General features: G+C 73.9%; 15 protein-coding genes and 1 pseudogene. 7 read left to right on the top strand and 9 right to left on the bottom strand.

Going from position 1 to position 21,139, the window contains the following annotated elements:
* Positions 1-152 precede the first annotated feature (152 nt).
* Together dxs and SM793_RS28015 are read left to right on the top strand one after the other, a co-directional pair.
* Complete coding sequence (gene dxs, locus SM793_RS28020) at positions 153-2,072, top strand: 1-deoxy-D-xylulose-5-phosphate synthase (RefSeq protein ID WP_320441076.1); 1,920 nt, start codon at positions 153-155, stop codon at positions 2,070-2,072.
* 169 nt (positions 2,073-2,241) lie between these two features.
* Positions 2,242-3,783, top strand: a complete 1,542-nt coding sequence (locus SM793_RS28015) for an ArnT family glycosyltransferase (RefSeq protein ID WP_320441075.1) — start codon at positions 2,242-2,244, stop codon at positions 3,781-3,783.
* Positions 3,784-3,954: 171 nt separating this feature from the next.
* Here the strand turns inward: SM793_RS28015 and SM793_RS28010 are convergent, their stop codons facing one another.
* The 5 genes from SM793_RS28010 to SM793_RS27990 all read right to left on the bottom strand — a co-directional run bounded on the left by SM793_RS28010 (position 3,955) and on the right by SM793_RS27990 (position 10,770).
* Positions 3,955-6,084, bottom strand: a complete 2,130-nt coding sequence (locus SM793_RS28010; protein WP_320441074.1) for a 3-hydroxyacyl-CoA dehydrogenase NAD-binding domain-containing protein — start codon at positions 6,082-6,084, stop codon at positions 3,955-3,957.
* A 2-nt stretch (positions 6,085-6,086) separates the two neighbouring features.
* The gene (locus SM793_RS28005) at positions 6,087-7,304 is read right to left on the bottom strand and encodes an acetyl-CoA C-acyltransferase (RefSeq protein ID WP_320441073.1); all 1,218 of its coding nucleotides are present in this window, start codon (positions 7,302-7,304) and stop codon (positions 6,087-6,089) included.
* Positions 7,305-7,612: 308 nt separating this feature from the next.
* Complete coding sequence (locus SM793_RS28000) at positions 7,613-8,890, bottom strand: ribonuclease D (protein ID WP_320441072.1); 1,278 nt, start codon at positions 8,888-8,890, stop codon at positions 7,613-7,615.
* A gap of 171 nt (positions 8,891-9,061) precedes the next feature.
* A complete protein-coding gene (locus tag SM793_RS27995; protein ID WP_320441071.1) occupies positions 9,062-9,790 on the bottom strand; it encodes a response regulator transcription factor in 729 nt (242 codons plus the stop codon).
* A gap of 317 nt (positions 9,791-10,107) precedes the next feature.
* The gene (locus SM793_RS27990; RefSeq protein WP_320441070.1) at positions 10,108-10,770 is read right to left on the bottom strand and encodes a DUF3000 domain-containing protein; all 663 of its coding nucleotides are present in this window, start codon (positions 10,768-10,770) and stop codon (positions 10,108-10,110) included.
* 295 nt (positions 10,771-11,065) lie between these two features.
* On the opposite strand from SM793_RS27990, the gene hemE reads away from it, so the two are divergent.
* Positions 11,066-12,079, top strand: a complete 1,014-nt coding sequence (gene hemE / locus SM793_RS27985; RefSeq protein ID WP_320441087.1) for a uroporphyrinogen decarboxylase — start codon at positions 11,066-11,068, stop codon at positions 12,077-12,079.
* 63 nt (positions 12,080-12,142) lie between these two features.
* Here the strand turns inward: hemE and SM793_RS27980 are convergent, their stop codons facing one another.
* The gene (locus tag SM793_RS27980) at positions 12,143-13,171 is read right to left on the bottom strand and encodes a DUF4349 domain-containing protein (RefSeq protein ID WP_320441069.1); all 1,029 of its coding nucleotides are present in this window, start codon (positions 13,169-13,171) and stop codon (positions 12,143-12,145) included.
* A 216-nt stretch (positions 13,172-13,387) separates the two neighbouring features.
* Between SM793_RS27980 and SM793_RS27975 the strand changes: the two genes are divergently transcribed.
* From SM793_RS27975 to hemQ, 3 genes are read left to right on the top strand one after another with little or no spacing between them, the layout of a single operon-like run.
* Complete coding sequence (locus tag SM793_RS27975; RefSeq protein ID WP_320441068.1) at positions 13,388-13,984, top strand: Uma2 family endonuclease; 597 nt, start codon at positions 13,388-13,390, stop codon at positions 13,982-13,984.
* Positions 13,985-14,018: 34 nt separating this feature from the next.
* Entirely contained in the window at positions 14,019-15,455 is a 1,437-nt protein-coding gene (gene hemG / locus SM793_RS27970) for a protoporphyrinogen oxidase (protein WP_320441067.1), read from the top strand.
* Complete coding sequence (gene hemQ / locus SM793_RS27965) at positions 15,452-16,177, top strand: hydrogen peroxide-dependent heme synthase (protein ID WP_320441066.1); 726 nt, start codon at positions 15,452-15,454, stop codon at positions 16,175-16,177. The genes hemG and hemQ overlap by 4 nt, the downstream gene beginning before the upstream one ends.
* 73 nt (positions 16,178-16,250) lie before the next feature.
* On the opposite strand, the gene SM793_RS27960 is transcribed toward hemQ, so the two are convergent.
* From SM793_RS27960 to SM793_RS27950, 3 genes and pseudogenes are all read right to left on the bottom strand, one after another.
* Entirely contained in the window at positions 16,251-17,027 is a 777-nt protein-coding gene (locus SM793_RS27960) for a TIGR04222 domain-containing membrane protein (RefSeq protein ID WP_320441065.1), read from the bottom strand.
* A gap of 99 nt (positions 17,028-17,126) precedes the next feature.
* Positions 17,127-18,224, bottom strand: a complete 1,098-nt coding sequence (locus tag SM793_RS27955) for a TIGR04222 domain-containing membrane protein (RefSeq protein WP_320441064.1) — start codon at positions 18,222-18,224, stop codon at positions 17,127-17,129.
* Between the two features lie 171 nt (positions 18,225-18,395).
* Positions 18,396-19,732: pseudogene (locus SM793_RS27950) on the bottom strand (DUF692 domain-containing protein).
* A gap of 551 nt (positions 19,733-20,283) precedes the next feature.
* Here SM793_RS27950 and SM793_RS27945 point away from each other — a divergent pair.
* A complete protein-coding gene (locus SM793_RS27945; protein WP_320441063.1) occupies positions 20,284-21,030 on the top strand; it encodes a hypothetical protein in 747 nt (248 codons plus the stop codon).
* Positions 21,031-21,139 lie beyond the last annotated feature (109 nt).

Raw genomic sequence — 21,139 nt, 5'->3', positions numbered from 1 at the left:
AGAGTGACCGCCGAGGTGGCTGGCGCGTACCGGCCGTCGGCACCGGACGCCCCGCCCGGCGTCCGGTGGGCGGACATTAGACTCGACCGGTCGACACCGGGCAGCGACGCCCGTCGGACCTCCGGTCCGCGAACACGAACGAGGAGGAACGGGTGGCCCTGCTGACCCGCATTCGGGGACCGCGCGATCTCGACCGGCTCACGCCCGGACAGCTGGCCGCACTGGCCCAGGAGATCCGGACCTTCCTGGTGACCGAGGTCTCCAAGACGGGCGGCCACCTGGGCCCGAACCTCGGCGTGGTGGAGCTCACCATCGCGCTGCACAAGGTGTTCGACTCCCCACGCGACCGCATCCTCTTCGACACCGGCCACCAGAGCTACGTCCACAAGCTGCTCACCGGCCGCCAGGACTTCTCGGGGCTGCGGACGAAGGGCGGCCTGTCCGGCTACCCCTCGCGCGCCGAGTCCGAGCACGACGTGATCGAGAACTCGCACGCCTCCACCGTGCTCTCCTACGCGGACGGCCTGGCCAAGGCCAACCAGCTGCTGGGCAAGCCGGACCCGGTGGTCGCCGTGATCGGCGACGGCGCGCTCACCGGCGGCATGGCCTGGGAGGCGCTCAACAACATCGCCGACGCCAGGGACCGCCCGCTCGTCATCGTCGTCAACGACAACGAGCGCTCCTACTCGCCGACCATCGGCGGCCTCGCCAACCACCTCGCCACCCTGCGCACCACCCAGGGCTACGAGCGCTTCCTGTCCTGGGGCAAGGACGCGCTGCAGCGCACCCCGGTGGTCGGCCAGCAGCTGTTCGAGACCCTGCACGGCGCCAAGAAGGGCTTGAAGGACTTCATCGCCCCGCAGGGCATGTTCGAGGACCTCGGCCTCAAGTACATCGGCCCGATCGACGGCCACGACCTCACCGCCCTGGAGTCCGCGCTCACCAAGGCGCGCGGCTTCGGCGGCCCGGTGATCGTGCACTGCCTCACCGAGAAGGGCCGCGGCTACCACGCCGCCGAGAACAACGACGAGGACCGCTTCCACGCGGTCGGCGTCATCCACCCGGAGACCGGCCTGCCGATCAAGAGCTCCGGCAGGGACTGGACCTCGGTCTTCGCCGAGGAGATGGTGGCGCTCGGCCACGAGCGCGAGGACATCGTCGGCATCACCGCCGCGATGCTCCACCCGGTGGGCCTGGCCCCGTTCGCCGAGGCCTTCCCGGACCGGATCTTCGACGTGGGCATCGCCGAGCAGCACGCCGTCACCAGCGCGGCCGGCCTGGCCACCGGCGGACTGCACCCGGTCTTCGCGGTCTACGCGACCTTCCTCAACCGCGCCTTCGACCAGGTGCTGATGGACGTCGCCCTGCACAAGCTGGGCGTCACCTTCGTGCTGGACCGCTCCGGCGTCACCGGTACCGACGGCGCCTCGCACAACGGCATGTGGGACATGTCGATCCTCCAGGTCGTCCCCGGCCTGCGGCTCGCCGCCCCGCGCGACGCCGACCAGGTCCGCGCCCAGCTGCGCGAGGCCGTCGCGGTCGAGGACGCCCCGACGGTGGTCCGCTACTCCAAGGGCTCGGTCGGCGAGGCCGTCCCGGCGGTCGCCACGGTCGGCGGCATGGACGTCCTGCGCGCCGCCGTGCCGGACTCCCTCGGCGAGGCCGAGGACGGCCGCCGGGCCGACGTGCTGATCGTCTCGGTCGGCGCGCTGGCCCCGATGTGCCTGGAGGTGGCCGACCTGCTGGCCGCCCAGGGCATCAGCTCCACCGTGGTGGACCCGCGCTGGGTCAAGCCGGTCGACCCGGCGCTGCCCGGCCTGGCGGCCGAGCACCGGGTGGTCGTCACGGTCGAGGACAACGGCCGGGTCGGCGGCGTCGGCGCGGCGATCGCCCAGGCGCTGCGGGACGCGGACGTGGACCTGCCGCTGCGTGTCTTCGGCATCCCGCAGCAGTTCCTGGACCACGCCTCGCGCCCGGAGATCCTGGCCGAGATCGGCCTCACCGCCCCGGACATCGCCCGGCAGGTGACCGCCCTGGTCTCCCGGCTGGACGTCGCCACCGTCGAGGCCTGACCGCTCCGCCGCAGGAGTACCGCCGCAGGAGTACCGCCGTCCGGGGGAGGCCCCGGACGGCGGTACTCCGGTCCGGCACTGCGACAGCTCTGCAACAGTCAGGCCGATAATCGCACCAAAGGCGGGACCGGCGCTGCCCGTGCCGATTCCGCCCGGTAGGTTGTCATCCGTGCCGACCCCCATCCGATCCCGCTTGACCGCGCTCACCGAGCGCCTGCCCTTGGGGGTACCCCCGGCCGACGGCTGGGAGCGGGTGAAGACCGGCTACTGGTCCCGACTGGTGCCGTTGCTGGCCCTGGTCGCCCTGCTCACCCACCTGCCGTCCTTCGTCCGCCCGGTCTGGAGCCCCGACGAGGGCTTCCTGGCCACCCAGGCCCGGATGCTCGCCGACGGCGGCGTGCTCTACGACACCGTGGTGGACCGCAAGCCCCCGCTGCTGCCCTGGCTCTACCAGGCGTGCTTCACGGTCTTCGGCTCCGCCTCGCTCTGGCCGCTGCGCACCCTCGCGGTGGCCGCCCACCTGGTCACCGCGATCCTGCTGGCCTCCATCGCCCGCGGCCGCTGGGGCAACCGGGCCGGCGTCGGCGCCGGACTGCTCTACCTGCTGGTCTCGATCGGGCTCTCCCCGGAGGACACCCAGGCGGCGACCTTCGAGGTCTTCATGCTGCCCGCCATGGTGGCCGCCTTCCGGTACGCCGAACGCCGCCGCTGGCTGGCCGCCGGCATCGCGGTGGCGCTCTGCTCGCTGACCAAGCAGACCGGCGGCGCGGTGCTGCTGCCGGTGCTCTGGATGCTCTTCCAGGACGCCCGGCAGCGCGGCGTCCGCTGGATCCCCGCCCTGTTCAAGATCGGCTTCGGCTTCACCCTGCCGATAGCGCTGGTCGCGGTGATCCTGACCAAACCCAAGGGCTTCCTGTTCTGGGTGGTCACCGGCAGCGGCGACTACGCCACCTCGGGCGGCGCCTGGCTGCAGATGGTCGGGCGGGCGCTCGGCAACTCGGCGATCCTGGTCGGCGCCGGGCTCGGCTTCCTGCTGCCGGTCGGCCGCAGGCTGTGGCTGAAGTACCGGCACCGCCCGCTGCCGGTCGCCGGCGAGGAGCACGGCTCCACCACCGACCTGTGGATGTGGCTGCTCTCCTCGCTCGTCGCGGTCAGCGTCGGCTTCCACTTCTTCGGCCACTACTACCTCCAGCTGATGCCCCCGCTGGTGCTGCTGGGCACCGGGGCGGTCGCCACCTCGGCGGTCCGCTGGAAGCCGGTGCTGGTGTACACCACGGCCGCCGCCACCGTCTTCTGGGGCCTCGCGCTGGCCTGGCCCGGGGAGCGGCTGGACCGCACCACCGAGGTCGCCACCGCCGTCGCCGCGCAGACCACGTCCAAGGACACCGTGCTGGTCTGGGGCATGCACCCGGAGCTGTACTGGCTCGCCGACCGCAAGCCCGCCACCCGGTACCTCACGGCCGGCTTCCTGACCAACTACAGCGGCGGCAAGGACGGCAGCCCCAGCGTCGGCGAGCAGTTCTCGATGGCCAACGCCTGGCAGACCTTCGACCAGGAGATCGCCAAGGGCCTGCCCGAGGTGGTCGTCGACGACTCCGGCCTCGCGCCGTACCAGCCGGGCATGATCCCGAAGATCGAGAACCTGCTGGACACCCACTACGAGATGGTCGGCGTCTTCGCCGACACCGTCGTCTACCGCCTCAAGCGCTGACGGCGCCCGTTCCTCGGCTCCCCTGCCCCCTGGCTACCAGGGGACGGCCCTGGACGGCCTGGACGGCCCGTCACGGCCCGGGAAGGCCCGCTGCGGGCTCCGCACGGGCCGCGGCGGACGACGAAGGGCCCCGGTGACCGACCTGGGTCACCGGGGCCCTCCACGTCATCCTCAGACGGGCACGGAGGCCACGCCCGGGGCGAGGAAGCGCTTGCCGTTCACCCGCTCCGAGATGCCCTCACGGTCCAGGTACGGGGTGATCCCGCCCAGGTGGAAGGGCCAGCCGGCGCCGGTGATCATGCAGAGGTCGATGTCCTGCGCCTCGGCGACGACACCCTCCTCCAGCATCAGACCGATCTCCTGGGCGACGGCCTCCAGGGCGCGGCCCAGCACCTGCTCCTCGGTCAGCACGGTGTCGCCGAAGGTGAGCAGCTCCAGCACCTCGGGGTCGAGGACCTGCTGGCCGTCCACCCAGGTGTAGAAGCCGCGCTTGCCGGCCTTGACCACCCGGCCGAGGTTCTCGGAGACGGTGAACCGCTCCGGGAACGCGCCGTGCAGGGTCTCCGAGACGTGCAGGGCGATGGCCGGGCCGACCAGCTCCAGCAGCACGATCGGGGACATCGGCAGGCCGAGCGGCTCGACGCCCTTCTCGACGGTGGCGATCGGGGTGCCCTCGTCGATGATGCTCTGGATCTCGCCCATGAAGCGGGTCAGGATCCGGTTCACCACGAACGCCGGGGCGTCCTTGCAGAGCACCGCGGTCTTCTTCAGCTTCTTCGAGACGCCGAAGGCGGTGGCCAGCGAGACGTCGTCGGTCTTCTCGCCGCGGACGATCTCCAGCAGCGGCAGGATCGCGACCGGGTTGAAGAAGTGGAAGCCGACGACCCGCTCGGGGTGCTTCAGCTTCGAGGCCATCTCGGTGACCGAGAGGGAGGAGGTGTTGGTCGCCAGCACACAGGTCGGCGAGACCACGTTCTCCAGGTCCGCGAAGACGGTCTGCTTGACGCCCATCTCCTCGAACACGGCCTCGATCACGAAGTCCGCGTCACCGAAGGCGGCGGCCTTGTCGAGCGAGCCGGAGACCAGGCCCTTGAGGCGGTTGGCCTTGTCCTTGCCGATGCGGCCCTTGTCGAGCAGCTTGTCGATCTCGGCGTGGACGTAGCCGACGCCCTTGTCGACGCGCTCCTGGTCGATGTCGGTGAGGACCACCGGCACCTCCAGCCGGCGCGCGAACAGCAGCGCCAGCTGGGAGGCCATCAGGCCGGCACCGACGACGCCGACCTTGGAGACCGGGCGGGCCAGCGACTTGTCCGGCGCGCCGACCGGGCGCTTGGCCCGGCGCTGCACCAGGTTGAAGGCGTAGATGCCGCTGCGCAGCTCGCCGCCCATGATGAGGTCGGCCAGGGCCGCGTCCTCGGCGTCGAAGCCGGCCTGCAGGTCTTGGTCCTTGACCTGGGCGATGATGTCCAGCGCCCGGTACGCGGCCGGGGCCGCCCCGTGCACCTTGGCGTCGGCGACCAGCCGGCCCCAGGCGACGGCGTCGTCCCAGGCCTTGCCGCGGTCGATCTCCTCGCGCTCGACGGCCACGTCGCCCTTGAGGACCTTGGCCGCCCAGAGCAGCGACTGCTCCAGGAAGTCGGCCGGCTCGAAGATCGCGTCGGCGATCCCCAGCTCGAACACGTCCTTGCCCTTGAGCTGCTTGTTCTGCGCCATCGAGTTCTCGATGATCACCTTGACGGCCTTGGCCGGGCCGATCAGGTTCGGCAGGATGCTGCAGCCGCCCCAGCCGGGGACGAGGCCGAGGAAGACCTCGGGCAGCGAGAACGCCGGGACGCCCGCCGACACCGTGCGGTAGTCGCAGTGCAGGCCGACCTCGACGCCGCCGCCCATGGCCGCGCCGTTGTAGAAGGCGAAGGTCGGGACGGGCAGCGCGGCGATCCGCTTGAAGACCTCGTGGCCGCCCTTGCCGATGGCGAGCGCGTCCGCGTGCTCCTGGAGCAGCTCGACGCCCTTGAGGTCGGCGCCGACCGCGAAGATGAACGGCTTGCCGGTGATCGCGGCACCGACGACGGTGCCCGCGGCGGCCTCCGCCTCGACCTGGTCCAGCGCCTCGCTCAGCTTGAGCAGCGAGCCCGGGCCGAAGGTGGTCGGCTTGGTGTGGTCGAAGCCGTTGTCCAGGGTGATCAGGGCCAGCCGGCCGGCCTGCAGCGGCAGGTCCAGGTGGCGGACGTGCGCGGTCGTGACGACCTCGCCGGGGAAGAGCTCGGCGCCGCGGGTCAGCAGCTCAGTCGTGGTGCTCATGCTCACTTACCACCCTCGAAGTGCGGGTTCTCCCAGACGATGGTGGCGCCCATGCCGAAGCCGATGCACATCGTGGTGAGGCCGTAGCGGACGTCCGGGCGCTGCTCGAAGCGGCGGGCCAGCTGGTTCATCAGGCGCACGCCGGAGGAGGCCAGCGGGTGGCCGAAAGCGATCGCGCCACCGAACGGGTTGACGCGCTCGTCGTCGTCGGCGATGCCGTAGTGGTCCAGGAACGCCAGGACCTGCACGGCGAAGGCCTCGTTGACCTCGAACGCGCCGATGTCGTCGATGGTCAGACCGGCCTTGGCCAGCGCCTTCTCGGTGGCCGGCACCGGGCCGATGCCCATGACCTCGGGCTCGACACCGACGAAGGCGTACGAGACCAGGCGCATCCGGACCGGGAGGCCGAGCTCCTCGGCGACGTCCTCGGCGGCCAGCAGCGAGGCGGTGGCGCCGTCGTTCAGACCGGCCGAGTTGCCCGCGGTGATGTTGCCGTGCGGGCGGAACGGGGTCTTGAGGCCGGCCAGGCTCTCCATCGTGGTGCCCGGGCGCATCGGCTCGTCCGCGGTGGCCAGGCCCCAGCCGGTCTCGCCGACCTCGGGGTTGGTGTTGCGGACCGAGATCGGCACCAGGTCGGGCTGGATGTCGCCGTTGGCGTACGCCTTGGCGGCCTTCTCCTGCGAGCGCACGGCGTAGGCGTCGCAGCGCTCCTTGGTGATGTGCGGGAACCGGTCGTGCAGGTTCTCCGCGGTCATCCCCATGAACAGGGCGGACTCGTCGACGAGCTTCTCGGAGACGAAGCGCGGGTTCGGGTCGACGCCCTCGCCCATCGGGTGGCGGCCCATGTGCTCGACGCCACCGGCCACGACCACGTCGTAGGCGCCGAAGGCGATGCCGCCGGCGGTGGTGGTCACGGCGGTCAGCGCGCCGGCGCACATGCGGTCGATCGCGTAGCCGGGGACCGACTTCGGCAGCCCCGACAGCAGTGCTGCGGTGCGGCCGATCGTCAGACCCTGGTCGCCGATCTGCGTGGTGGCCGCGATGGCGACCTCGTCGATGCGCTCGACGGGCAGGTTCGGGTTACGACGCACGAGTTCCCGGATGCACTTGACGACGAGGTCGTCGGCACGGGTCTCGTGGTAGATGCCCTTCGGGCCTGCCTTGCCGAACGGGGTGCGGACGCCATCGACGAAGACGACGTCCCTCGCGGTACGAGGCACGGGGGCTCTCCTCCCAGGGACCAACGGTTCAGTGGGCAGGCTGCCGCGAGCCGTCGCACGAATGGACGCGGGCGGCGCCGCCCACGGCCATGCTACCCGTCGGTAACCACCCTGCCCAGGCCCGGCAGCCGCAACACCGGATGTGTTGTCGCCCACTCCCTGGTTCACCCGTCCGCCGCGGCGCCGGGAGCGCCCGCCCTCGGGGCGCGGGCCCGGGGGGCGGGACGGGGCCCTCCCGCCGCCGTCCGGGTACGACGGAGGGGATGCCGCCCGCTCCGGGCGACATCCCCTCCTCCACTCTTCCCCGCTCAGCCCTGCTGCGCGGCCGTACCGGCCTTGGCGTCGGCCCCGGCTTCGGCCGCGTCGGCGAAGGCGGCGACCAGGGTCGGGGCGACCAGGTCCACCTGCCACTGCCGGGCCCCGAGCCGCCGCAGCGCGGCGGCCACGTTCGCGACCGAGGCGTCGGCCGGCGGCTCCCAGGAGACCCGGCGGACCAGGTCCGGGGTGATCAGGTTCTCGGCCGGCAGGTTGTGCCGCTCGGCCAGCTCGCCGACCGCGGCGCGGGCCCCGCTCAGCCGGGCGGCCGCCACCGGGTCCTTCTCGGCCCAGGCGCGCGGCGGCGGCGGGCCGTCGTGCGGGGCGGCGGCCGGCGGCAGCTGGTTCTCCGGCACCTCCCGCCCGCGCTGGACGGCGGCCAGCCACTGTTCCAGCTGGCGCCGGTGCACCCGGGGCCCGAAGCCCTGGACGCCCTGCAGTGCGGCGATGTTCAGCGGCATGGCCAGCGCGGCGTTGACGATCGCGGCGTCCGAGAGCACCCGGCCGGGCGAGACGTCCCGCTCCTGGGCCGTCCGGTCGCGGGCCAGCCACAGCTCGCGCACCACGGCCAGCTGGCGGCGCCGGCGGACCTTGTGCAGCTGCGAGGTACGGCGCCACGGGTCGGTCCGCGGGGCCGGGCGGGGCGCGGCGGCGATCGCCGCGAACTCCTCCAGGGCCCACCCGAGCTTGCCCTGGGCGTCCAGCTCCTGTTCGAGTGCGTCGCGCAGCTCGACCAGCACCTCGACGTCCAGGGCCGCGTAGCGCAGCCACGGCTCGGGCAGCGGACGGGTGGACCAGTCCACCGCCGAGTGCTCCTTGGCGAGGCTCAGCCCGAGCACGCTCTCCGTCATCGGTCCGAGGCCGACCCGGGGGAAGCCGGCGATCCGGCCGGCCAGCTCGGTGTCGAACAGTCGCTGGGGTCTCAGGCCGACCTCGGCCAGGCAGGGCAGGTCCTGGGTGGCGGCGTGCACCACCCATTCGGTGTCCGCGAGGGCGGCGCCCAGCCCGCTGAGGTCGGGGCAGGCGATCGGGTCGATCAGCGCGGAGCCCGCGCCCGCGCGGCGTAGCTGGATGAGGTACGCCCGCTGGCCGTAGCGGTAGCCGGAGGCCCGCTCGGCGTCGACGGCAACCGGTCCGGATCCCGCGGCGAAGGCGGCGACGGTGGCGGCCAGCGCCCGCTCGTCCGCCACGACCGGAGGGATCCCCTCCTTCGGTTCGAGGAGCGGGACCGGGGCTGCTTCTTCTGGGATGGCTGCTACGGCGTCGGTCACCCACCAAGGGTACGACGGACCCCGCGACCGGGAGTGTTGTCGGACTGGTCAGACCGATGAAGGGGCCCGCCCGAGACGCTCCGGACGGGCCCCACAGGGTCGTTCCCGGCCGCGGTGCGCGGCGACCCGGGAGGAAACGTTCCTCCTGGGCCGCCGCAGCGGCGCCGGGGCTCAGTGGATGATGCCGGTGCGCAGCGCGACCGCGACCATGCCGGCGCGGTCGCCGGTGCCGAGCTTGCGGGCGATCCGGGCGAGGTGGCTCTTCACGGTGAGCGCCGAGAGGCCCATCGCCACGCCGATCGCCTTGTTGGACTGGCCCTCGGCGACCAGCCGCAGCACCTCGACCTCACGGCCGGACAGCTCGCGGTAGGCGGTCTGCTGGGTGCCCGGCGCGCCGTGTGCGCCGTGGCTGCCGGGCGCGCCGCCGGGAGCCCCGGCCGAACCCGGCATGCCCGGCATCCCGGGGCGCCGCATCCGACCGGCCAGCCCGGCGGCGCCGAGCGGCAGGCCCGGTCGGCCCGGCATGGCGACATTGGTGCGGGTGCCGGTCACGACGTAGCCCTTGACCCCGCCCGCCAACGCGCTGCGGACGGCGCCGATGTCGTCGGCGGCGGAGAGCGCCAGCCCGTTGGGCCAGCCGGCGGCACGGGTCTCGGCGAGGATGGTCAGCCCCGAGCCGTCGGGGAGATGGACGTCGGCGACGCAGATGTCGCGCGGCGTTGAGACCCGGGGGCGGGCCTCGGCGATGGAGGACACCTCGATCACGTCCCGGACGCCGAGCGCCCAGAGGTGACGGGTGACGGTGTTTCGGACGCGGGGATCGGCAATGACCACCATGGCGGTGGGCTTGGTCGGGCGGTAGGCGACCACGTTTGCGGGGTGCTCAAGAAGGACCGACACCAGGCCTCCTGCGGGAGTGGCGGACGGAACCCCGAGGGGGCGGTCGGAGTGTTCCGCGTTCGGAAAGGGTCACAGTCTGCTTCGGCAGCATCCGTGCCCGGCTTTAGCGAAAGATCACGATCTAGTGAGTAACAATACGGACAAATCGCGCAGGTGACTGATTACGACCCGTCTGGAATTCGCACAAAATCGATCAAGCCCGACGCGAAGCAGTCGGATCTGATCGGTTTATTGACGAAGAGCCGCACCGAAGTCACACTCCGTCAACCCTGGGGGTGGCATCGCATCCGGTGATGACGCCGCGGCGGCGCCACTCCTCAGTGCGAGCGCGGACGTCGCCTGGCGGGCATCGGGACCACTCCACCGAGTGACGTGACGTCGGCCGGCGCGTGCGGCGCCGCGGCCGCGGGCGGCAGGCCCGCGCTGATGCAGAGCAGGTCCCCCCAGGCGGCCAGGTGCCGCTCGAAGCGGCCGTCGGCCGGCGTCCAGGACGCCCTGATCTCGATCTCGGTGGTCGACGCGCGCTCCGCCAGCCCGCCGAAGTACTGCGAGGCGCAGAGCGACACCGTGCCCGACGGCTCCGCGTACCCGGCGCCGTGCGCCTGCAGCGCGTCCAGCAGCCAGGCCCAGCCGACCTCGGAGAGCATCGGGTCGCCGGCCATCTCCGGCTCCAGCTCCGCCCGGGTCATGGTGACCACGCGGAAGTCCCCGTTCCAGGCTTCCTGCCCGGCCGGGTCGTGCAGCAGCACCAGCCGGCCGTCGGCCAGCTCCTCGCCGTCGATCTCGACGGTGGCGGTCAGCGCGAAGGAGTGCGGCGCCAGCCGGCGGGGGGCCGGGGCGGGGGAGAGGACGAGCTCGGGGCGCAGCCGGGCGCCGGAGAACGCCTCCACGGCGGCCCGGAACTCACTCGGCGCCGCCTCCCGGCCCGTTCCGCCACCTGCTCCTCCACCCTGCGGGGGGTGCCCTCCGACCGCTGCCATGACCCGAAGACTAGGTCGAAAACGCGGGTAACCGCCGTAACTTCTTCCCGCGCGGCGCGCCGGGGCGGCAATCCGGCCAGATCTCCGGCCACATCTCCGACCGGATCTCCGACCTGTCCTCCGAGCTGTCCTCCGGCCGGATCCTGGAGGAAGCGACGGGACGGCCGGGACGGGCGGGCCCGGACCGCGTGCGAAGATTTGGAGCGTGAGCGAGACGACGGCAGTCCCCCCGACCGGCGCCACCCCCGGTCAGCAGCCCGACGCGCGCCGCGGCGCCGCGTACGACTCGGCGTTCCTGCGCGCCTGCCGGCAGGAGCCGGTACCGCACACCCCGGTGTGGTTCATGCGTCAGGCGGGCCGCTCGCTGCCCGAGTACCTGAAGGTCCGCGAGGGCATCCCCATGCTGGAGTCCTGCATGCGGCCCGAGCTGGTCAAGGAGATCACCCTCCAGCCGGTGCGCCGGCACAAGGTGGACGCGGCGATCTTCTTCAGCGACATCGTGGTGCCGCTCCGGGCGGTGGGTATCGACGTCGACATCAAGCCCGGCATCGGCCCGGTCATCGCCGACCCGATCCGCAGCTTCGCGGACCTGGAGCGGCTGCGCCCGCTGGAGCCGGACGACGTCCCCTACATCACCGAGGCCGTCGGCCTGCTCGTCGACGAGCTCGGCCCGACCCCGCTGATCGGCTTCGCCGGCGCCCCCTACACGCTCGCCAGCTACCTGATCGAGGGCGGGCCGTCCAAGAACCACGAGAACACCAAGGCCATGATGTACGGCGCGCCCGACCTGTGGGCCGCCCTGCTCGACCGGCTGGCCGGGATCACCGCCGCCTTCCTCAAGGTGCAGATCGAGGCCGGTGCCTCGGCGATCCAGCTGTTCGACTCCTGGGTCGGCGCGCTCGCGCCGGACGACTACCGCCGCTCGGTGATGCCGGCCAGCACCAAGGTGTTCGACGCGGTGGCCGGGTACGGCGTGCCGCGGATCCACTTCGGCGTCGGCACCGGCGAGCTGCTGGGCCTCATGGGCCAGGCCGGCGCGGACGTGGTCGGTGTCGACTGGCGGGTGCCGCTGAACGTCGCCGCCGAGCGGGTCGGCCCCGGCAAGGGCCTCCAGGGCAACCTGGACCCGGCGGTGCTGTTCGCGCCCACCAGGGCCGTCGAGACCAAGGCCCGCGAGGTGCTGCACGCCGCCCAGGCGCTCGGCAACAGCGGCCACATCTTCAACCTCGGCCACGGCGTCATGCCGAGCATGGACCCGGACGCGCTCAGCCGCCTGGTCGCCTTCGTGCACGAGACCAGCGCCCGCTGACCCGCCGCCCGGTGGCGGCCCGCTCCTGAGGGGCCGCCACCGTCGGGACCGTCGGGCCCGGGATCAGCGCGCGGATTCGTCCCCTTCTTCTTCCTCCTCCCCCTCCTCCGCGGGCTCCGCCCCGGCGGGAGCCGGGACCGGCCGCCGCCGCCGGCGCAGCCCCCACAGCACCGCCGCCACCGGCGCGGCCACCAGCAGGAACGGCAGCACGGCGGCCACCGTCACGGCGACCCCGCGCACGATCGCGGCCAGCAGGTGCCAGCCGCCGCCGAGCGCCGAACCGACCGAGGCCCAGAACCCCTTGTCCTCCGGCGCGTCCGGCACGTCCTGGACCGGCCCGGCCTTCTGCCGCACGTCCAGCGTGACGGTGGACAGCGAGGTCCGCGCCGACAGCTCCTTCACCTGCTTCTGCAGCGACTCCAGGTCGGCCTCCCGGCGGCTCAGCTCGCTCTCCAGGCTGACGATCTCGGCCAGCGTCTTCGCCTGCGCCATCAGCGCGCGCACCCGGTCCACGCTCGCCTGCTGACTCTGCATCCGGCTGTTGACGTCCGCGACCTGCTGGGTCAGATCCTCCGCCTGGCTGCGCCGGGAGAGCACCTCGCCGAGCCCGGCCAGCTGGTCCAGCGTCGGCTGGAACGCCGCCGAGGGCACCTTCACCGTGATCTGCCCGTTCTGCGGACCGCCCTCCCCACCGGAGCTCCCGGTCTCGCTCGCCACATAGCCGCCCGCCGCGACGGCCAGGTCCCGGGCCTTCGCCAGCACCACGTCCACCTGCGCCGTCCGGACCGTCAGCTGCGCCGAGTACGCGATCTGCCGGGCGTCCACCACCGGCGCCGCACTCGCCTGCCCGGCCGGCTGCCCGGGCGCCGCCTTGGGCACCGGTGGGGGCACCGCCGAGGCCGCCCCCGGCACCCCGACGGCGGCGTCCCCCTTCGCCGCCTCCCCGGCGGCGGCCTGCGCCGGGGCGACCGCCGACCTGCCCTCGGCCCCGCGCTCCCCGCTCGCCCCGCACCCCGCCGCCAGCACCGCCGCCACGGCCACCGCCGCCAGCGCCCCGGCTCTCCGCCGTCCTCGTCCTCGTCCTCGTCCCACGATCGAGCCCTCCCCGCCGTCCGATGCCCGGCACCCCCTCCCGGGGCGCCCACACCGTTCCGACGGACCCCGCCCCGCTTCGGACCCACCCGGGAGGTCGCAGCTCGATCACGTCTCGGCCGCGACCAGGACAAGGCGCCCCACCGTCGGTACACGCGCCGGCTGTGCGGACCCGACTGACCCCGGGCCCGCTCCCAAGTCGCTACCGTGCGCCTCATGAGCGAGTCGCCGCACTGGATGCACCCGCCCCGCATCGAGGGGTGGTTCGCCGAGGACCTCGACCACCTGCCACAGGCGCCGCGGCACACCGAACTGATCGACGGCGCACTGGTCTTCAGGATGTCCCCGCAGCGTTCGTGGCACAGTCGGGCTGTCACGGCGCTGACCGCGGTCCTCGAGGAAACGGTCCCGGACGGCTTCCTGGCCGAACGGGAGATGACGATCAGGCTCGACCGACGGAACCGCCCCGAGCCGGACGTGAAGGTCGCGAGGGCCGACTACGACCCCGACCGGACGTTCTTCGATGTCGCCGACATCGCGCTCGTCGTGGAGGTCGTCTCCCCCGAGTCCGCCGACCGGGACCGCGTGGTCAAGTCGCGGAAGTACGCCGAGGCCGGGATCCCGCACTACTGGGTCATCGAGGAGGAGGACGGCCTCCCGGTGGTCCACGTCCACGAACCGGACCTCCCGACGTCCGCCTACGTCGCGGCCGGGATCTTCCGCGAGCGGTTGGAGCGACCGGTGCCGTTCCCCGTCGACATCGACCTGGACGGGCTCGTGCCCGCCCGCAAAGGGCGGAAGCGGGCGGATTGAGGCAAAGGTGTAAAGACCTGCGAGACTGCGGGGCATGGCGCAAGCACATGTCGTGGTGATCGGCGGCGGGATCGCGGGGCTGACCGCCGCCGCCGTGGTCGGCGGGGGTGCGGGGGAGCCGGCGCGGGCGCGGGTGACGCTGCTGGAGGCTTCGGAGCGGCTGGGCGGGAAGCTGCGGGGCGGCGAGGTCGGCGGGGTCCGGGTGGACCTCGGGGCGGAGTCGATGCTCGCCCGGCGGCCGGAGGCGGTCGAGCTGGCGCGGGCCGTCGGGCTCGCCGAGCGGCTGGAGCCGCCGACCACCGCCAAGGCCGCGATCTGGACCAGGGGCGCGCTGCGGCCGCTGCCCGGCGGACAGGTGATGGGCGTCCCGGGCGACCTCGCCGCGCTGGCGGACTCCGGTGTGCTGAGCCCCGAAGGACTGGAGCGGGCCCGGCACGAGGTGCTCGGGGAGGCGGTCGCGTCGGACGTCGCGATCGGCCGCTACGTCGCCGACCGGCTCGGCCGCGAGGTCGTGGACCGGCTGGTGGAACCGTTGCTCGGCGGCGTCTACGCCGGGCACAGCGACGAGATCTCGCTGCGCGCCGCGGTGCCCGCGCTGCTGCCGGTCGCCCGCGGCGGCGGGTCGCTGGTCGAGGGCGTGCACCGGCTGGCCACCCGGCCGGCGACCGTCGGCACCCCCGTGTTCCAGGGCCTGCGCGGCGGCCTCGGCACCCTGCCGGAGGCGGTCGCCGCGGCCTGCGCCGGGGCCGGCGTCGAGCTGCGCACCCGGACCGCGGTGACGGAGCTGCGCCGCACCCCGGACGGCTGGCGGGTGACCACCGGCGACGGCGAGGTGCTCGCCGCGGACGCCGTCGTGCTGGCCGTGCCCGCGCCGGCCGCCGCCCGGCTGCTGCGCGCCGACGCCCCCGCCGCGGCGGCCGAACTGGACACCGTGGAGTACGCCGGGATGGCGCTGGTCACCCTGGCCTTCCGCCGCGCCGACCTGGCGCGCACACCCGCCGGCAGCGGCTTCCTCGTCCCGCCCGTGGACGGCCGCCGGATCAAGGCGTCCACCTTCTCCTCCAACAAGTGGGGCTGGCTGGAGCGGTCCGCGCCGGACGCCTTCGTACTGCGCACCTCGCTGGGCCGGCTGCGCGAGGAGGAGCCGTTGGAGCTGGCGGACGAGGAACTGGTCGCCCGCTCGCTGGCCGACCTGGGCGAGGCGATCGGTCTGACCGCCCGTCCGTACGACACCGCCGTCACCCGGTGGCGGGCCGGACTGCCGCAGTACCCGGTCGGCCACCTGGACCGGGTGGCCCGGATCCGGGCGGCGGCGGACCGGGTGGGAGCGCTGGCCGTGTGCGGCGCCGCGTACGACGGCGTGGGCATCCCGGCGTGCGTCGCGAGCGCCCGGGCGGCCGTCGCCGCACTCGACCGAGTACTGACCCCGACGGCCGGGGCGAACGTCACCGAGAGGACAATGGGCGCATGACTGAGACCACTGAGCAGCAGGCCGCCGAGCAGCCCGCCAAGTTGAAGGCGCGGGACCTGAACCAGGTCATCCGCTACACCATGTGGTCGGTGTTCAAGCTCAAGGGCGCGCTGCCCGAGGACCGCACCGGCCTGGTCACCGAGGTCGAGGAGCTGTTCGCCCAGCTGGACGCCAAGGACGTCACCGTGCGCGGCACCTACGACGTGTCCGGTCTGCGCGCGGACGCCGACATCCTGGTGTGGTGGCACGCCGCCGACTCGGACGACCTCCAGGAGGCGTACAACCGCTTCCGCCGCACCGGCCTGGGCCGGCAGCTGGAGCCGGTCTGGTCGAACATGGCGCTGCACCGCCCGGCGGAGTTCAACAAGTCGCACATCCCGGCGTTCCTCGCCGACGAGCGCCCGCGCGACTACGTCTGCGTGTACCCGTTCGTGCGCTCCTACGAGTGGTACCTGCTGCCGGACGCCGAGCGGCGCGCGATGCTCGCCGAGCACGGCCAGATGGCGCGCGGCTACCCCGACGTGCGGGCCAACACGGTCGCCTCGTTCGCGCTGGGCGACTACGAGTGGCTGCTCGCCTTCGAGGCGGACGAGCTGCACCGGATCGTGGACCTGATGCGCGACCTGCGCCCGTCCCGGGCCCGGCTGCACGTCCGCGAGGAGGTGCCGTTCTACACCGGCCGCCGCAAGCCGGTCGCCGAGCTGCTCAACGGCCTGGTCTGAGCACACCCGCGGGCCGGCACGCCGCAGGGCCCGTCCGCCGGAGAACTGCCGGGCGGACGGGCCCTGCGGCGTGTCAGTGGCGGCGCAGGGCGGCGCGCAGCCGGGCGTCCGTGAGGACGGCGGGGCCGTTCATCGCGACGGCGGTGAGCAGTTCGCGCTCGTCGTCGTCGGTGAGGCCGTGCTGGCGCGGCGGGCGGACCTCGCGGAGCACCTCCTGGCCGGTCGGCGAGGCCCAGCGGGTGTACGGGTAGACGTCGACCCTGGCCATCAGCAGGGTGCCCGAGGTGAGCACCAGCGGCAGCGAGAACCAGGCCAGCGGGGTCAGCGCGTCACCGTCGACCAGGCCGCCGACGACCAGCGCCACGGCCAGCAGGACCAGCGAGAACAGCAGCGCCTGCCGGACCTGCCGGACCACCAGCACGGTGTGCCGCCGCACGGTCGCCGGGGTGGCCAGCCCGGCGAGCGAGAGCCGGCTGCCGATCTCCAGCACGGTGGGGTGCGCGGCCATCGCCAGCCGCAGGTCGTCGGTGCGGCACTGGCCCCCGGGGCCGACGGTGGCGATCACCGCGCGCTCCAGCCGGCTGCGGCCGCGCGGGTCGACGACCGTGGTCCAGCCGGTGTGGGCGAGGTGCAGCCGCCCCCGGGAGGCCATCAGGACGAGCGCGAGTTCGACCACCCGGTCCGGTCCGCCGGCCAGGTACGCCGTCTCGTAGAGCCCGATCCCGACCGCCTCGGCCGGCCGGGGGCCCTCCTGACCGGACAGCGCGTCGGCGGTCGCGGTCGTCCGGACGAGCCGGATGCAGGAGAGCACCGCGGCGACGCAGGCCGGGAGGAGGAAGAGCAGCCACATGGGCTTGTTGTAGTCCCGGCCGCGCCGTACGCGGAACGTCTTCCCGGAGCGCGATACCGAACTGTGACGTCCGCAGGGCCGTCGGCTCCCGGCCGGGGCTCAGGATCCGCAGCCCCCGCCGCCGCAGCTGGAGCCTCCGCCGCAGCTGGAGCCCGAGGAGGAACCGCAGCCGGAGGAGCCCGAGGAACAGCTGGAGCCCGAGGAGCCCGAGGAGCCCGAGGAGCAGCTGAAGGAGCTGCCGCAGCCCGAACCGGAGGAGCCCGAGGAGCCGGAGGAGTCCGGGGAGTCGGAGGAGGAGCCGCACCAGGTGGCCGGGCCGGAGCAGGAGGTGCCGGAGGACGAGGTGCCGGAGGACGAGGAGCCGGTGCCGGTGGAGGCTGCGACGGCCCGGGCCGACTGGTCGGCCGCCGCCGCGGCGAGCATCGCCTCGTGCAGTTCCGCGTCGCCGAGGCCGTCGGCGCCGAGCAGGGCCAGCCCGCCGACCGCGACGGCGCCGAGCAGGACGGCGTCGGCACCGGTCACGAACGCGCCGTGGTGCGGGTGCCAGGGCGTACCGGTCTCCATCAGCCCGAGCTGGCGGCGCCCGGCCGGGGTGACCCGGCCCTTGGGCGGACGGGTGACCAGCAGCGAGACCAGGCCGAGGGCGAGCAGCAGCAGCGGGATCCAGAGCGCGGGGCCGTCGCTGCCCGGCCGGTCGGAGTCCAGCAGCGGGGCGGCGACGGCGAAGGCCGCGGTGACCCCCACGGCGAGCCAGACGGTCCGGTGCGCGGTCCGGGCCCGGCGCAGCCGCTCCGGGTTGCGCAGCAGGCCCCGGGCGGCCAGGGCGTCACCGACGGCCTGGACGGCGGGCGCGCGCATCGCCGCGACGCGCAGCGAGTCGAGGTCGCGGCTGCGGGACGGGCCGATCGCGTCGACGATCGCGCCGTCGACCTCGTCGACGGGCTCGGTCGCGGTCAGCGTGACCAGCCGGGAGCGGCTGACCACGACGTGGCCGCGCCGGTGCATCCGGACCAGGGCGGTGTCGAAGACCCGGCCCGGACCCCCGGCCAGGAAGGCGGCCTCGAGCAGGGCGATGCCGCGGCCGGGCAGGCCCTTCGGGTTGCTGACGCGCTGCGCGGCCTGCTTGGCCTGCCAGGCGTAGAGCGCGGCGGCGGCCAGCAGGACGCCGGGCACGAGGTAGTAGGCGTTGTGCCACATGAGTGGTTCCCCCGGGTGGTGAGACATGGTTCGGGCGCGCGTGGCGCCGTCGTGGGGCGGTGGTGGGGCGGTTCTGCGGTGCGGTCCGGGCGGGTGCGCGGCCCGGGCGGGCGCGGCGACGGGGCGGACGGGCACGGTGCTGAGGAGGTGGTGCGGGTCCGGGTGCGGGGCTCAGGTCTCCCGGCCGGGCCGCAGGGCGCGGCGCAGGCGGGCGAGCGGGCCGGGCCGGCGTTCGGAGCGGTGCTCGGGCGACCGGTGCTCGGGCGACCGGTGCTCGGGTGACCGGTCCTTGGGCGACCGGTGCTCGGACGCCGGGTGGAGCCAGCGTTCCAGGGCCCGCCGTTGGTCCTCGGACGGTTCCGGGCGCCCGGCGAGCGCCCACTCGGCGAAGGCCCGGGCGTCGGCGCGGTAGCCGCCGGTCTGCGGACGGCTGCGGGCGTAGGCGAGGAACAGCGGCCCGTACTGCTCGCCGAGCAGGCGGGACAGCTCCGGGGCGACCTTGGCGGCGGTGTCGCGCCGCTTGGCGGCCAGGCCGGTCGCCTGGGCGCGCACCTGCGCCGGGTCGAAGCCGGGCGGCACCGGGCCGCCGGCCACCAGGGCGGTGAGCAGTTCGGTCTGCCGGGCCGCCAGCCGGGCCCGCGCGGCGTCGGTGGCGGAAGCGGGGGCGGCGGTCACCGGCCGCCCTCCAGCACCCGCCGGACGGCGTCGAGTTCGGCCGCCAGCTCGGCCGGCGGCGGGAACGCGGCGTCGCGCTCCAGCAGCACCCCGGGCGGCGCGACCCGGGCGCACAGCTCGGCCAGCACCTCCAGCACCGGTTCGGTGACCGGGTGGGCGTGGGTGTCGTGCCAGACGCCGTCGACCATGGTGCCGCCCGCGACGTGCACGTAGGCGAGCGCCTCCAGCGGCAGCCGGTCCAGTTCGGCGGCCGGGTCGATGCCGAGGTTGACCCGGTTGGTGTGCAGATTGGCGACGTCGATCAGCAGCCGGACCCCGGTCCGCTCGACCAGCTCGGCCAGGAACTGCCCCTCGGTCAGCTCGTCGTCCGGCCAGGACAGCTGGGCGGCGATGTTCTCCAGGGCCAGCGGCACCGGCAGCTGGTCCTGGGCGATCCGCACGTTCTCGGCGACCACTCGCAGGGCGTCGCGCGAGCGCGGCACCGGCAGCAGGTGGCCGGCCTCCAGGCCGCCGGCCCGGACGAAGGCCAGGTGCTCGGTGACCACGGGGGAGCCGAGCAGCGCGGCCGTCCCGGCGAGCCGGGCCAGCCGGGCCGGGTCGGGCCGGTCGGCGCCGCCGAGGCCGAGCCCGACACCGTGCGGGACCACGGTGAGGCCGCGGTCGAGCAGGATCCGCAGGGACGCGGGGAGGTGGTCGTCGCAGATGTTCTCGGCGACGACCTCGACCCAGTCCAGGCCGGGCTGCCGCTCGACCACGGTGTCGATCTCGCTGCGCCAGCCGAGGCCGACGCCGAGCCGGCGCGCGGTGCCGGTGCTGCCGGTGGTGCCGGTGATGGTGGCGGTGGCGGTGGTGCCGACGGAGGTGCTGCCGGCGGTGGGGCCCGTCGTCGTCGCGGGCGGCTGTGGAGCGGTCCGCAGGGCGGGGGAGGTCATCGGGCGCCCCCTTCGGAGGGCTGGGTGGAAAGCCGTCGGTCGGCGCGGGCCTCGTTGCCGGGGCCGCCGGGCTGTGGTGCTGAGCATGTCCCCGGACGGAGCGGCTGCCAAGCCTCGACCGGTCATCTCAGAGCATTACTTGAGCTTGGCGTCGGGTCAATGTGCGGGCGCGGCCCGGATTTCGCGCATCGCCGCTGGTGGGGCCGGTTCCGCCGGGAGACGGATCGTCGGTGGGGCGGACCGCCGGTGGCGGTCCGGGCTCCGGCCGGGGGTGACGGAGTGCAACGCCCGTCGGGCCGGACGGGCGGTCCGGAGCACTGAGCCGTACGGGTGAATCGGGTGCATGGCCGGGAGTGGACGCGGGGTGTCGGCCCGGCTCGGGAGTTCCCGGGGTTCTACGGGGGCATCACATCCGCGCCGGCAGTTCGTGCCCGAGTCATCGCGGGGGTGCCATGGAGATCCTGCTCCAGATCCTGGTCGGGTTCGTCCCGGCCGTGCTCGGCTTTCTCGCGGCGCGGTCGCTCGCCCGGGCCCGCCTCTTCCTGCGCTACGGTTTCCTGCGCGCGCTGCTGGGCCCGTACAGCCGGGTGCAGATAGTCACCCCGAGTATCGAGGTGGCCGAGTTCGCCTACGCCAAGGACGGCTGCCCGCTCACCAGCCGGGGGCCCAGGAACGTGCTGTTCATGCCGATGGCCGAGGCGCGGGCCATCGCCGAACTCACCGACCTGCTGCGGAAGATCAACCGCAAGGCCACCATCGAGCTGGTCACCGCGGGCGCGCAGGACCCGCGGATGCCGACCTTCTCGGTCGGCGGGCCGAGCGTCAACGCCTACTCGGCGGGCGTCCTGGCCACCGACTTCCCGGACTTCCGGCTGGAGCACCCGCAGGCGGCCCGGGCCCGCTGGGGCGGGATGGCCTTCGAGGCGCAGTACAACGCGGCCGACGAACTCGTCCGCGACCACGGCTTCGTGTTCGTCACCCGCACCTCGCGGCAGGCGCCCTGTGTGGTGCTCTGCGGCGTCTTCGCCTTCGGTTCGGCGATGGCGGTGGAGGCGCTCGCGGCGGCCGGGCGGCAGTCCCCGCTGGCCGGGCTGTTCCGCTCGGGGGAGAAGGGATTCGTCGCCGTCGAGGGCCGGGTGATCGGCCTGGACACCGTGGACGTGACGGTGGAGGTCTGCCGTGTCCTGCCGTCCGGCTGACCGGGCGTCGGCCGTCCGCCCCGGCGAGCGCCGACCCGGTCCCCGGCCGGCTGCCGAGCGCCCGTTGACCTGATCTCGGAACGGCGGCGGGCGGCGAACCGGGAGGAAA

Origin of the sequence: Kitasatospora purpeofusca, from assembly GCF_034043715.1 — a bacterium.
Classification (GTDB): Bacteria; Actinomycetota; Actinomycetes; order Streptomycetales; family Streptomycetaceae; genus Kitasatospora; species Kitasatospora purpeofusca_A.
This window is presented reverse-complemented; position numbering and strand designations above follow the sequence as displayed.